Here is a 12,698-nt window from a genome sequence, read left to right as displayed (position 1 = left end):
TTTTTGCTCAAGCTTGGTGTGAAGTTGTAGGACAAAAGGATTAGAAGTGAAACGCAGAGGGATGCAAAGTTGAGCAGAGGTTTTAGAGAATTTGTGATAAAAACTTGCGTGTTCTTTCTTTTTTGGGGTTACAGAAAAAGGCCTCACGGGTGGCTGAATCGACGAGGAAACAGTTTTTACTTATATTTTCAAAAGCCTCAGATGCTATGTATAAATTATTTAAACTTAGCTTAAACTTTCAAATCTAATTTAAAATCTTCCTACCATGCTTAATTTAGCAAGACATTTATTCAATCTAAAAAATAATATTAAAATTTAAGTGATTTAATGCTATATTCTTCACTACCTAAAATTTGAAAAATAGTAATTATCGTTTTTTTTCTAATGAGCAAGAGTTATAAAAAAAATATCATTCATAGTGCCGAACAATTGTCTATTTTTATTATCTTCAATGCCCCATTACCCATACCCAATACCCTAATTGCATACTTGTATGGGATTAGAAGTATCCACACAAACCCAAACAACTACCTTTAGCAGGTTAAACTAGGTCTGGTAACAGCTGCTCCACCATTCCTTATGAGGCTTTTATGGGAGCTAACCTCAAACAGATTGCCAACTATTTAGACAACCTTGGTTGGGACTACCGTTTTGATGACGAAGAAGACAGAATTATAACAGGTGTGGAGGCTGATAACTTAGAAGATTTCCTAATAGTTGTCCAACTAGATGAAGAAGGAAAGTTTTTTCGGGTATTTGCCCCTCAAGTTCTGGCAGGAATCCAAGACCATCCTCACAAGGCAGCTATCCTACAGACAATGCTTGCCATTTCCTGGGAAACCAAAATGTTGCAATGGGAGTATGACCCATCCGATGGTGAAATCCGTGCCATTATTGAGTTTCCTTTAGAAGACTCGATTCTCACAGAAAGACAATTTCACCGTTGTCTGAGTGGATTAGTTCAGATTGTGGATGGCATAGCAATACCTCGCCTGCAAGAAGTGATGGTCACAGGTCTCGATCCGGGGAATATAGAACTTGGGGAAAGACTATTACTCAGTATCCAAGAAGAAGCCCCAGGATTGTTAGATTTATTAGAAAAAGCAATGGAAGCGCGAAAAAAGCGAGGAAGTTTTCCTAGTGAGTGAGACGGATCGTTACTTAAATAGCTATACTCCAAAGTGATACCCTCACTATATACTGAAATTTTCTGGGGCTGGATATTATGACATCCTATGCAACCTCCTCTGCCAAAGCGGAAATGAGCGAACTCCGGCGGTTGAAAGCCTTACTACCACCAGAACTGCAAAGCTGGGTCACGGTTGAAGGCACAACTGAGGTCAATCCACCCCTGGTTCGCTGCGAAGAAATTGGTAAAGACCAGGTAGAAATTCAAATTGATTTGGTGAAATGGGATGCCCTCGCAATGGATCAGCGTAATCTGCTGTTCTGGCATGAGGTTGCTCGCGTTCAAAATGACACAATTCCTAAAGATGGTTGGGAAATGGCAGCACTAGCCATCGGTTTAGGTGGTGCTGTTGGGGAATTGTGGGTACAAGATGGATTGCTGCTGGTGTTAGCTTTGTCGCTTTGTGGCGTGTCAGGCTGGCGACTGTACCAAAAGAATAATGGGGAAAAGCAACTAAGAGAATTGCTCAATGCTGATGAGAAAGCGATCGCTTTAGCAACTCGTTTTGGTTATAGCCTTCCCAATGCCTATAAGAGTCTCGGTAGCGCCTTGAAAACCCTGATTGATAATACTCCTAGTAAGCGCCAACGGTCGAGATACGAAGCAAGACTCTCTGCCCTCAAACGCAGTGCCAATAAAGCAAAAGCTAAATCGAAAACTCCAGATGAGGGCGCATTATAGAAACCAAAAATTAGGTTGGGTGGGTATTACCTACCTTCAAAAAACTTAAATCAACGTGAGTTTGACAAACCTCTCTCTGCCTTGAACTAAAGTTCAAGTTTCTTTTTGAGTCAGGGAGGCAAGATTTTACCTGATAAAACCTCTTAGTGGTCTTTTGATTCAGCTCATTAGACTGCCTAGTGAGGGGGCTGCTGCCTCCCTAATTAGCAGCAACAGCCCAATTACCATTTCATAAAATCTTACTTTTTTCTTGACTGCATCTTTATCAAACTAAAATTTTACAACTGATTCAGCATTTTATGCGTCTGGGGGATCACGCGCACATGCTTGACAAATCCCTTCATCAAAGCTTGCCATGTCAAAACTTGATCGCTAGAAGGCGCAAGTACAGGTACTGGAGAAAATTGTTCTGGTACTGCCAAAGGCGTAACAGGTTGTAAAAATACTGAGATATCTGGACTAACCTCTGCCACCAACGAAGCTGAACGTTCCAACTCGGCGGGATCTGTGTCTTGAGACACAATTATCTTGACAAAAACATTTAAATATGATGCATAACATAACTGGAGAAATTTACTATGTTCTTGCCAATGACTTTCGCCGCTAACACTGGGCAATTTGAAATCCATACCTACAGAGTCTAAGTATGGGATAATCATTGCTAGTTGTTCTGGGCGATGTCCGCCGGTTTCTAAGTATATAGGTAGACCAGTTATGGCTCGCACTTGGGGTAGAAACTGCGTTAGAAATGAGGCATGAAGAAGTGGTTCGCCACCAGTTAAGCTAATGCTATCGTGTAGACAAGGTAGATTTTGCTGTTCCACCCATTCGATTAATATAGGTAATGGAACAGGGTTAGAGTGGATTTCAAAGTCGCGCAATCCAGGCGATCGCTCTATCCGACAAGTTGTAGGTGCACTCCAAGTGTGGGCACTATCACAAAAGTGACAGCGCAAATCACACAAAGCAAAACGAATAAATATCTGACGTGTCCCTACATTCAGTCCTTCCCCTTGAATGGCAGAAAAGACCTCAATCAGGCGTGCGGTAGGTGTAACCGTATTTTTAGCAATCATTTGATGAGAGCAACGCGATCGCGCTGCGTCGGCACAACAGCAAGGATGTTTATTTGGCTTCTTGTTCTATTGTGAATCGTCGCTAGCGATCTCCAATCTCAGCCCCGGTAAATAGCGGTTAGTCCTGATTACCACTAATTCCGATATTAGGTTAAGTAATTTTGTAGGACAAAGTAATGTTTGGCATATTACATTATACATGGCAACGAAAGTGCAGAGCTTCATGACTAGCCAACCGACAGAGGTCGATTTTCCAGTTAATTCCCTAAACGACATGGCTATAGTGCAGGTGCCAACACGGTTGAGCGTGCTGGAAGCTTTAGGCTTTAAGCAAACCTGCCAAGGCTTAATTCAGCCCAATTCACATCCCAAGCAAATTATCATTGACTTTCACCAAACTACTTTTATCGATAGTAGTGGTTTAGGTGCCCTGGTAAGTAATTTTAAATATGCTCAGACTAAGGAGATTACATTAAAACTGCGGAATGTAACACCTCAAGTCATGGCAGTCCTAAAACTTACAGGATTGGATCAGGTTTTTCCTCTAGAGCTTGTGGGAGATGGGTCGTTAATAGAACAAGATGACGTAGTAGATAGTCGGAAGACAACTTCGCGTAAAGTAGAGCAGTTACCCACTACTCACCCTTCTATGGCATCTTGGATGAAACGGTTCTTAGATATTGTTGGGTCAGTGATTGGTTTATTAATTACAGGAATTTTGTTTATTCCAATTGCGATGGCTATTCAAATTAACGATCCCGGACCCATTTTCTTTAGTCAAACCCGTTGTGGTTGGATGGGTAAGCGGTTTAAAATTTGGAAATTCCGCTCGATGTGTGTGGATGCGGAAGCGAAGAAATCCCAAGTTAAAAACCAAGTGCAAGGTGCTTTTTTCAAGAATGAGAATGATCCCAGAATTACTAAGGTAGGGCGCTTTTTACGGCGAACTAGTCTTGATGAATTACCCCAATTTTGGAATGTCCTCAAAGGAGAGATGAGTTTAGTAGGTACTCGACCACCTACACCCGATGAAGTGGAACGCTATGAAGTACCAGAGTGGCAACGTTTAGATGTAAAACCCGGTATGACTGGCGAATGGCAAGTAAATGGACGTTCTACAGTCCGTAGTTTTGAAGATGTAATTCGTCTGGATTTGCAGTATCAAAAAAATTGGAGTTTAGTGTACGATTTAAAGCTAATTTTCAAAACTATAGCTATTCTGTTTGATAGAAACAGTGGTGCTGTTTAGCTAACTACCTTTATTCACAATTTTTTGGTAAATTGCAACTCTCACTATATTCTTAAACATGCCCAAGCCTATTTTCGGCTTGGGTAAATTTTAGGTTGACTTACATTACAGCACCACGCAAGATCATTCTCTACTTAACAGGTAAAAATTAAAAAGTGAAACTTCGCGTAAATGGCAATATACTGGCATTAATTGTGAGAAGATGTCTTTGCTGATTTCAAAACCTAAATATAACATGAGTTCGGGATAAGAAAGGGGGCAAAACAGGTAAGCTGAAAGTGCTAAATTCTCATCCATCTACTTGCCCCATGTTCACTCTAGAAGAACTATTGTGTTCTGTCGATGACTTCTGTCAAACTTTTGAACCACAGTGGGAGCACCAACTGTTGGGTAATAGACTGCAAAAAAGAAAGCGCGATGGCGTAACCGCCCAGCGTAGCTGATCGCAGTCTGTGTTTGAGCGAGATTATGACGATTGTGATCGGCTTTCATTAGTCTTGTTCAGACAGGGGGAAACCACGACTACATGGGGATAAGTTTATACTCAACGATGGCAGTACCTGGTCAAAACCAGAACAAGCGATTGAACTTGAAGATGCCAAACTGGGTAGGGTCAGGATTCGGCTTTGGACAAAAAAGCATTTTCGTCTTTCTCCACAGCACCCAATGTCAATTATACTTGTTGAGAGACTACTGGAGGATAGCTCCCCACGAGTCAATAAACCAATGTGGTTGGCTTTTGTAGGTGAACAAATGCCACCCCTATCTGAACTATGGAAACTCTATTTACGCCGCTTCACGGTTGACCATTGGTATCGGTTTATTAAACAATGCTTACATTGGACACTACCAAAACTCTCTACTCCCCAACAATGTGACCGATGGAGCGACCTTATGCCACTCATGACTTGGGAGCTCTGGTTGGCTCGCGATCTTGTAAACTAGTCAACATTGTCTGCGGTTTAATCGCCTACTGCTACCAACCTAAGAAGCCTGCGATCGCCATCGATCACAATTTGCTTTCTGCCGCCTAATCTTAACCCGAACTCACGTTAAATATAGGAAACCTTAACCAGTAAAAAAGGAAAAAATATAAGAGCGATTGCCCATTATCAATTAAAGGCTAGATAATTGATGTAATTAGGTTATTTTTCTAATATTATTGTGCGAGTTTGAAAACTAAATTACTTACTTCTTGGAATTTATAGGATTTTATTAATAATTCGTTAGCCGCTTCAGCTTCATCTGCCAAATGAGTTATTTCTACAAACATTGAAGTGGCTGAAGATTGAGAACTAATACGTTCTTTCAATCTCTGTCTAGTTTGAATAACTTGGTTATAAAGCTCATTTATCCCTCTTCTGTCACTTTCTGGGAGGGCGATCGCGCTTAAGCCTGATCAGGCAATCAATACAAGCTATACTATTAGAAAAAAATTGCTCTTGGATTTGTTATTAGAAAAGAATCGCGCGATGCCTGCGGTTTTTGCTAGCCTACGCTTGTTATACAAAAGCTCTAGAATTTAGAAATGGTAAATGTTTTCGGAGACTGACACAAAAGGGATATTTATAGAGGATTGAAACTTATAAAATATCAAAAAAATGGAACTGCGACATCTGCGCTACTTTATTGCTGTTGCTGAAGAACTGCACTTCAGTAGAGCCGCCGAGCGACTGCACATCGCTCAACCGCCCTTAAGCCAGCAAATTCAGCAATTAGAGGTGCAATTGGGGGTAGAACTGTTTCACCGTAAAACCAAACGACACGTACAGTTAACGGAAGCAGGGGAGATTTTTTTGCAAGAGGCTTATCAACTTTTAGCTCAACTCCAAAAAGCAATTGAGCTAACTCAAAAAATAGGAAGAGGTGAAAAGGGACAATTACGAATTGGGTTTACCAGTTTGGTAACTTATGATTTGCTTCCTGTGATTTTGCGGCGGTTTAGAGAAAAATTTCCAGAAGTAGAGTTGGTATTGCAAGAATTAACCACAACTCAGCAGGAACAAGCGCTACAGGATCGCCGCATTCATGTAGGTTTTGCCCATCCACCTTTAGAAGACAACACACTTAATCAAGAATGCATTCAGCAAGAAGCTTTAATTGTGGCTGTGTTAAAAACTCATCCCTTAGCTGAACAAGAAAAGATTTCAGTGCGATCGCTAGTAAACGAAAACTTTATCATGTTCCCTCGCCATTTGGGACCCGGACTTTACGACCAAATAGTGAGTCTTTGTCAGGAAGGAAATTTCAGCCCAAAAGTAACTCAAGAAGCGATTCAAATGCAGACGATTATCGGATTGGTTTCAGCAGGAATGGGGATTGCGATCGCACCGTCTTCATTGCAAAATCTTCAGAGAACTGGTGTAGTTTATTGTACTTTAGAGGAGAAAACACCACTAGTAAAAACAGCTATAGTGTGGCGGGAAGAAGATATGACACCTGTGCTAAGGGAATTTCTACAAGTTGTCAGAAGTATCTACGGTTACAAGAGCGATCGCTTTTTATCAGATTTAGGGAGGGTTAACTAGCACCATAGTGATTTTATCTAAGTTATTGGGGGATAGTGCGATCACTGTCACTTTATCCCAAGGAAATACCGCTAAATTGTTGGAATAAACTGGTAGCGTAAGAATCAGTCATGCCAGAGATATAGTCTGTAACTCTAAGAATTTTGTTATAAGTATCTTCGTCCGAATTTGGATTATTATATTCTTTGGGAAGCATCTGATAGACCAAATTACCTTTCTTACTATTGTGCAGAACGGCATTGACAAATTCAGTAAATAGTTTCCCTAAAACTTCATACCCAGCAATCTGGATACTAACAACATCACGATGTTGGAAAACAGTCTCACGGGTTTGCTTTCCAATTTCTTCTAGATGGGTTGCATAAGTGCTTAAAGATAACAAGTCTTTATCAAACTCTCCAAAAAGTATTTCTTGTTCGTGTGCAAAGAAAATTTCAGTTACCTGTTTTATAAGATTGTGGATAGCTTTGGCACGAAGTCGCTTAACTTTTTCTTCCTCGCTTTCATCATGCTTGTTAATATCAATATTTGCAATTTTATTAAGCAAGTACTCGGTTTTTTCAAAGGAGATGTACTTCATACGATGACCGTCTTCTATATCAACTATTGAGTAACAAATATCATCTGCTGCTTCAACAAGAAAAGCAAGCGGGTGTCGAGACCACCATGCTGCATTGTCATGACGACGAATTAGCCCAACTGTCTCTGCTACCTCAGCAAATAAATCTTTTTCTGCTTGAAAGAAACCATATTTTTTAACACTTTTACCTGAGTAACCGTTTAAGGTAGATTCTGATAGTAATGATTCTCTAGGGTACTTTGTGAAAGCAGCTAAAGTTGGGCAGGTGAGTTGCATTCCCCCTTTTTGAGGAGGCATTTCAAGCTTAGTTAGAATACGAAAACCCTGTGCATTGCCCTCAAATGAATCAAAGTCAGCTTTTTGAGACTTGCTGAGAAGTTCTTTTCCTACATGGTTAACAGTGTAGTACCAGGATTCAAATCCTGTACGGATAGCATCCTCTCCAGAATGACCGAACGGAGGATTACCGATATCATGAGCTAGACAAGCAGCAAAGACGATATCACCAAAGTCTGAAGCACTGAATCCATAGCTATTAAGTTTGTGTGTGTCTACAATTTTCTCACCCACAATCCTACCAAGGGATCGACCGACACAGGAAACTTCTAGGCTGTGAATCAGACGAGTACGAATGTAATCATTTGTAGATAACGAAAAAACCTGAGTTTTATCTTTAAGGCGACGAAAAGGTGAGGAAAATACTAGGCGATCATAGTCTCTCAGAAAAGGAGTACGATCAAACTGGGGATTTTCTGCTTCAGTCTTGCCAAGTCTTTTTGGTGTCAGAAGTTTCTTCCAATCCATCATTGCTGTGTTATATGAAAGTAGGTTAGACAATGCCCTCTAGCTAGAAGCAATGGGCAATGCCACATTGTAACTCTACTTATTATGAAGCAACAAATTTATCCTTTTACATCAATGCCGTTTAAGTAATAACCACACTTTTGATTACTCAACTTCTACTGTGAAGGGTAAATCAAGAGTGAAGTAGGTAGAGCAAGTTGATGCTCGGAGGTAATATGTACTTTACACAGGCTACGCATCGCTCAATTCGATTAAGCGATCGCCTTTGTCAAGTGAGGTAAATTAAGCGATCGCTTCCTCAGCTTAATAGACAACAATCAGTATGGCGATTTAAATTGAGGGTAGATGCTCAAGAAAATTAGAGAGTTAAAAGCAATTTTGTTGAAGGTGGGGTTTGTCTATCGTCCTGCAAAAGGTAGTCATACCTTCTGGACTCACCCATTTGATACCTGATGAACCAGTTACTATTGCTGGAAAAGATGGAGACGATGCACCCCGATACTTGGAAAAGCAAGTCAATCGTGTTTTGAAGCAACTAGGAGAAATAGAGGAAGAATAATGAACGATCGCTATAGCATGGTAATTCAATGGTCAGATGAGGATAATTGCTACTTAGTACACTTACCGGAATTCCCTTGGCAGCAATTCCACACTCATGGTAAGACTTATGAAGAAGCCGCTAAACATGGACAAAAAGTGATTGAATCTCTGATTGAATGGTATAAAGAGCAAGGAAAACCTTTGCCAGAGCCAATTACTTTTCTTCAGAAATCGTTAAAAGTGGCTTAAATCTTTTTAAGATGCTTTGCACTAGTATGGCGATCGCTCTTTTGTATAGAACGAGTGATACACCAAGATTATTCCTGGGAATATTGAGCATTAAGTCTATTTTAACAACAACTATGGTTAATCCTTTTACTCAGCAACTAGAACCACATTTGTTTAAGGGAGGAAATGCCTCAGATTAGGAGGTATTTACACTTATTTGTTGACAATAGTTTAAGCGTTGGTGTAGCCCGCCGCAGGCATCGCTTTCACCCTTGAAAATCAATCAAACTATAAATCCTGATTCTTTCGTTAGTGCATTAACCAAGGGTTTTGTCAAGACTAATTTAGATGCGCTTACCCTGGTTGTAATTCCTGACTGGCTTACTCCTCAGAATATACACAATCATTTCAATAATAGACCTATTAACTTTGAGGATTGATAAATGAATATTCTTATTCGCTTTCTTTTTCGTTTATTACCTGATGCTTTTATTGAAGAACTTAACGCTGTCAGCCTCAATGAGCCTGATGTTCGTGAAGTGATTGTTTGGGCATTTTCATAAAAGACTTCAGTCGTAAAAATTAAAAACCATTTGTCCTATTTGGTTAGGTCTCCAGTAATTATAATCTTCTATCTCTTGCGGAGTTAAGTCTGTGATATGTTCTTCTATTGGGTCTGTTTCTAGGTACTCTTTACTCCACACCTCATACCCTAAAGCCTCAAATACTTCCTGCAACCGTGGCACATCTAGAAAAATAAATGGTGCCTCTTGTGTGCTGCTAAAACCAATTATTGGATAATTACCATTTCGCAGGATAGTGACATTAATACTGTTACATTTGTGATATGCCGGTAATTGCATATTGCATACAGAGTAACTATGATAATCACTACCTTTCACTTCTAAAACTCTTGCATGTAGAGTACGTGCGGCTTCATAGCAGTCAGCACGAAACTGTTTCAAGCTGAAAGTGCCTCTGCCTAGAAGAATTAAAGGAGGTAATTTTTTTACCATCGCTATAATCCCTCAAAATCAGTACTTTCGGCTTCCGACTCAACAGGCTCAAATTTCACCTTGTTGTATAAATCTTGTAGATAAATCTCAAATGGGACGGTTACAAGTGCGATCGCTTCATCTTCTTCATCATATTCACGAAGCATCCATTGCTTTTTTCCGGTTTTGGAAAATTGATCTACATGAATCCGAGTTTGGTCAATTAATAAATATTCTTGAAAGGTAGAAATAGTTCGGTAAGCCTGAAATTTATCTTCGCGATCGTAGTTTTTAGTAGATTTAGACAAAACCTCAACAATAACTTGGGGATTTGTAATAATATCTGTACGGTTGTTGAAAAATTCTGGTTCACTAGCTATTACTGTCACATCTGGATACGTGTAGATACGCTTTTGATGTATCCACAGACGCATATCGCTATTAAACACTTCGTATTCTTCTTGTCTGAACGCGAAGTTTAACACAGCATAGAAATTACCAGCTATCCGATTGTGATTTATTGTCCCACCCGCCATAGGAATTATTTGTCCGTCAATGTATTCACTTTTGTAGTCAGCAACTTCTTCTAGCTCTAAATATTCCTCTGAGGTATAGTATCGCTGTTGTGTTATTTGCATAGTTTTATCGGGTAACAATGTTTAACAATACAGATAATTTAGGTACTAAAGAGATTTCACCCATGTTTACCGAACAGTTTAACGTGGTTGTATAGAGATATTATGTGCTTTCTACAAAGTGAGCGTAGGCGCAGCCCGCCGTAGGCATCGCTATCTAAATTCACAAAGTCTGTTAGCTTCTTTTCCTATTGATAACCAGCGGCTTGTAACAGAAACAATTTGGCATAACGTCCTCCTAGCTTTAACAAATCTTCGTGAGTTCCTTGTTCTATAACTTCGCCGTTTTCTATAACTAGAATTTTGTTAGCCATTCGTACTGTCGAGAAGCGATGAGAAATCAAAAGTACCATCTGATTTTGAGTAATAGCGCGAAAATGATTGAAAATCTCAAACTCAGCTTGGGCATCTATTGCTGATGTTGGTTCATCTAACACCAAGATATCTGCTTGCGATCGCATAAAAGCACGAGACAAAGCAATCTTCTGCCACTGTCCTCCAGAAAGTTCTTGTCCTCCCTTAAACCAACGACCAAGTTGAGTCTGAAAGCTTTGAGGTAATTGGTCAATAAAAGATTGGGCCATGCCTTTTTGGGCAGCAGTTTTCCACTGTGCTTTATTTTCGAGATGTTCTACATCGCCCACGCCAATATTCTCCCCTACAGTGAACTGGTAGCGGACAAAGTTCTGAAAAATCACACCAATGCGACGCCGCAATACATCTACATCCCATTCCTGTAAGTCCAACCCATCTAAGAAAATTCGCCCAGAGTCTGGCGTGTAGAGTCGGGTAAGTAGTTTGATTAAAGTAGTCTTACCGGAACCGTTTTCACCTACAATTGCCAGTTTCTCTTTGGGTTTCAAATGCAGCGAAATGTTTCTCAATGCTGGCTTGGAACTTCCTGGATAAGTAAATGATACGTTCTCAAAACGGATACCATCTTGGGAATTTAAACCAATGGTTGCCTTACCCCAAGATTTTGGTACTTCTTCTTCCAGAAAATCGTAAAGATTTGATAAATATAGGTTGTCCTCATACATCCCTCCAATAGAAGTGAGGGCATTGGAAAAGGTAGATTGTCCTTGGCGAAACACAGTCAGATACATTGTCATATCTCCCAAGGAAATCTTACCTAGCACTGTTTCCAGCACAATCCAAGCATAAGCTAGGTAAAAAGCACCAGTACTGAGTAAACTCAGCAGATATCCCCACAATCCTCGCCGCAGAGTTAAATCACGGTCTTCACCATAGAGTTGATCGAACAGGCTGCGGTAACGTCCTAGCAGCATCTCTCCTAGCTGGTAGAGTTTGATTTCTGTGACAAAATCTTCTCTTGCTAGTAAATTTTCTAAGTAGTTTTGTTCACGAGTTTCTGGCGCACGCCAGCTAAATAAGCGAAAGGCTTCTCCAGCAAACTTTGTTTCCGCAATAAATACAGGCATAGCTGCCAAAACCAGTACCACCACTGCCCAAACTGAGAAATGTACTAGTAAAATACCGTATGTGAATAAAGAAAGGGCATTTTGCACTAACCCAAAGGTGCGATTTACTAAGGAAAGGGGACGAACTGATGCTTCTCGTCGGGCATTGGTCAATTTGTCATAAAATTCTGAGTCTTCAAACTGCCTAAGATCAAGTGTTAGCGCCTTTTCTAAGATGAGTACATTCACTCGCTGACCCATTAGCGCCCGCAATAACGACTGACAAATGGTGATGCCCCGTTGACTACCTGCTAGTAAAATTACAGCGATCGCTTCTAATCCTACATAAAATAGAGACGGATAAATATTGACAAAACCATTGTTTCGTAAATTAACTTGAGATGCAAATACCACAGCATCAACAATTAACTTACTAATGTAGGATATCGCTCCCGGTAAAAGACCAGCCGCTAAAGTTAAACCAGCCAGAAGAATAGTCAGTGATCGACTAGTAGTCCATACCAAGCTTATAGCCCGTCCACTGTAACGGAAAACCGTCAGTGAATGACGTAGGATATTTCTTTTTTTTTAATCTTCATCTTTCTTTACGCGAGATACCCCAGCTTGGGTAGATTTTCCAGACTTTATTTAATCTTTATTAATTTTACCAAAAAAGAATTTATACCAATTCTCTAAAAGCTGGCTACAGATAGTGCCTCTAAAATATATTGCCTTCGGGCAATAGATGCAATAATTGGTTTGGTTAATTTGC

At 40.1% G+C, this 12,698-nt stretch carries 12 protein-coding genes and 2 pseudogenes; 8 read left to right on the top strand and 6 right to left on the bottom strand.

From position 1 onward, the window contains the following. Positions 1-590: 590 nt before the first annotated feature. Together V7K89_RS11950 and V7K89_RS11945 are read left to right on the top strand one after the other, a co-directional pair. Positions 591-1,148, top strand: coding sequence for a hypothetical protein (locus V7K89_RS11950; RefSeq protein ID WP_335187340.1), 558 nt, complete (start codon positions 591-593; stop codon positions 1,146-1,148). Positions 1,149-1,225: 77 nt separating this feature from the next. Then, positions 1,226-1,870, top strand: coding sequence for a DUF3318 domain-containing protein (locus tag V7K89_RS11945; RefSeq protein ID WP_292749575.1), 645 nt, complete (start codon positions 1,226-1,228; stop codon positions 1,868-1,870). Positions 1,871-2,148: 278 nt separating this feature from the next. Here V7K89_RS11945 and V7K89_RS11940 read toward each other — a convergent pair whose 3' ends face one another. After that, entirely contained in the window at positions 2,149-2,946 is a 798-nt protein-coding gene (locus V7K89_RS11940; RefSeq protein WP_335187338.1) for a 7-carboxy-7-deazaguanine synthase QueE, read from the bottom strand. A gap of 199 nt (positions 2,947-3,145) precedes the next feature. Between V7K89_RS11940 and V7K89_RS11935 the strand changes: the two genes are divergently transcribed. The 3 genes and pseudogenes from V7K89_RS11935 to V7K89_RS11925 all read left to right on the top strand — a co-directional run bounded on the left by V7K89_RS11935 (position 3,146) and on the right by V7K89_RS11925 (position 5,229). Continuing rightward, positions 3,146-4,195, top strand: a complete 1,050-nt coding sequence (locus V7K89_RS11935) for a sugar transferase (protein WP_335187336.1) — start codon at positions 3,146-3,148, stop codon at positions 4,193-4,195. A gap of 308 nt (positions 4,196-4,503) precedes the next feature. After that, a pseudogene (locus V7K89_RS35870) lies at positions 4,504-4,687 on the top strand (hypothetical protein); the annotation flags it as partial. Positions 4,688-5,076: 389 nt separating this feature from the next. Continuing rightward, complete coding sequence (locus V7K89_RS11925) at positions 5,077-5,229, top strand: hypothetical protein (RefSeq protein WP_335187332.1); 153 nt, start codon at positions 5,077-5,079, stop codon at positions 5,227-5,229. 125 nt (positions 5,230-5,354) lie between these two features. Here V7K89_RS11925 and V7K89_RS11920 read toward each other — a convergent pair whose 3' ends face one another. Further along, complete coding sequence (locus V7K89_RS11920) at positions 5,355-5,507, bottom strand: hypothetical protein (RefSeq protein WP_335187331.1); 153 nt, start codon at positions 5,505-5,507, stop codon at positions 5,355-5,357. Between the two features lie 289 nt (positions 5,508-5,796). Here V7K89_RS11920 and V7K89_RS11915 point away from each other — a divergent pair, with 289 nt between their 5' ends. Then, the gene (locus tag V7K89_RS11915) at positions 5,797-6,723 is read left to right on the top strand and encodes a LysR family transcriptional regulator (protein WP_335187329.1); all 927 of its coding nucleotides are present in this window, start codon (positions 5,797-5,799) and stop codon (positions 6,721-6,723) included. Positions 6,724-6,775: 52 nt separating this feature from the next. Here V7K89_RS11915 and V7K89_RS11910 read toward each other — a convergent pair whose 3' ends face one another. Beyond that, on the bottom strand, positions 6,776-8,110 hold the full coding sequence (locus tag V7K89_RS11910; RefSeq protein ID WP_335187328.1) for a deoxyguanosinetriphosphate triphosphohydrolase: 1,335 nt from the start codon (positions 8,108-8,110) through the stop codon (positions 6,776-6,778). Positions 8,111-8,452: 342 nt separating this feature from the next. Here V7K89_RS11910 and V7K89_RS11905 point away from each other — a divergent pair. Both V7K89_RS11905 and V7K89_RS11900 read left to right on the top strand, forming a co-directional pair. Next, positions 8,453-8,666 (top strand): annotated as a pseudogene (locus tag V7K89_RS11905) (type II toxin-antitoxin system HicA family toxin). Next, positions 8,666-8,896 carry a type II toxin-antitoxin system HicB family antitoxin gene (locus V7K89_RS11900; protein ID WP_335187326.1) on the top strand — a complete coding sequence of 77 codons (231 nt, stop codon included), beginning with the start codon at positions 8,666-8,668 and terminating at the stop codon, positions 8,894-8,896. Before V7K89_RS11905 ends, V7K89_RS11900 begins: the two are co-directional and overlap by 1 nt. Positions 8,897-9,444: 548 nt before the next feature. Here the strand turns inward: V7K89_RS11900 and V7K89_RS11895 are convergent. From V7K89_RS11895 to V7K89_RS11885, 3 genes are all read right to left on the bottom strand, one after another. Beyond that, complete coding sequence (locus V7K89_RS11895; RefSeq protein ID WP_335187324.1) at positions 9,445-9,891, bottom strand: hypothetical protein; 447 nt, start codon at positions 9,889-9,891, stop codon at positions 9,445-9,447. Between the two features lie 2 nt (positions 9,892-9,893). Continuing rightward, positions 9,894-10,508, bottom strand: coding sequence for a Uma2 family endonuclease (locus V7K89_RS11890; RefSeq protein ID WP_335187322.1), 615 nt, complete (start codon positions 10,506-10,508; stop codon positions 9,894-9,896). A 185-nt stretch (positions 10,509-10,693) separates the two neighbouring features. Then, positions 10,694-12,457, bottom strand: a complete 1,764-nt coding sequence (locus V7K89_RS11885; RefSeq protein ID WP_335187434.1) for an ABC transporter ATP-binding protein — start codon at positions 12,455-12,457, stop codon at positions 10,694-10,696. Positions 12,458-12,698 lie beyond the last annotated feature (241 nt).

The sequence above is a fragment of the Nostoc sp. genome (assembly GCF_036917515.1).
Classification (GTDB): Bacteria; Cyanobacteriota; Cyanobacteriia; order Cyanobacteriales; family Nostocaceae; genus Nostoc.
The sequence above is the reverse complement of the archived record's forward strand: the minus strand, read 5'-3'. Positions and strand labels throughout refer to the sequence as shown.